This window comes from Peribacillus sp. NPDC097225 (genome assembly GCF_044761955.1).
GTDB lineage: Bacteria > Bacillota > Bacilli > Bacillales > DSM-1321 > Peribacillus.
Genome location: NZ_JBIWDJ010000024.1, coordinates 1 through 486 on the forward strand (window position 1 = coordinate 1; position 486 = coordinate 486).

The window sequence follows — 486 nt, forward strand, 5'->3', positions numbered from 1 at the left end:
CGACGATTTCGTTTCGTCCCAGTCGCCGAAGGTCTTGCCGGTAGGGAAACCCGCGCGTTTGCGGCGAGTGTGCAGGTTCGCCCGGTCCCGGCCGGCGGCTTCCTCAGCGAGGAGAACCCGCACGACTTCGGCGGGGTCCCAGCGTTGGGCTTTCGCGGTCGGGATGATATCGCTCAAGGACCTGCGGATATGGGGCAGTTTCAGGCGTTTAGTCAGGTCGATCGCCTCGGCCAACGGGTCGCCGTTAGCGCTGGTAACAGTGCGCAAAGGGGTGCTCATCAGGCGTCATCGCTTTCATCGTCAGTAGTGGCTGGGCTGGCCGGCGCTGGTGTCTGGCCGAAGGTGGACCAGGCGGCGGTGCCCGGTTGCAGAGTGTGGTTCTCGCTGCGACGGACCGGATCAGCGTGTTCGTGGGTGACTTGGTAGTCGAGGATCGAGATCAGGTCCCGATCGGCGAACCGGCCGGTCATCGCCGCCGTCCCCAAC

General features: G+C 65.0%; 2 pseudogenes. Both read right to left on the reverse strand.

Features of this window, described 5'->3' with window-relative positions:
• Positions 1–279: pseudogene (gene istB / locus ACIQXH_RS20395) on the reverse strand (IS21-like element IS1415 family helper ATPase IstB); the annotation flags it as partial.
• Positions 279–486: pseudogene (locus ACIQXH_RS20400) on the reverse strand (IS21 family transposase); the annotation flags it as partial. The pseudogenes istB and ACIQXH_RS20400, both read right to left, overlap by 1 nt.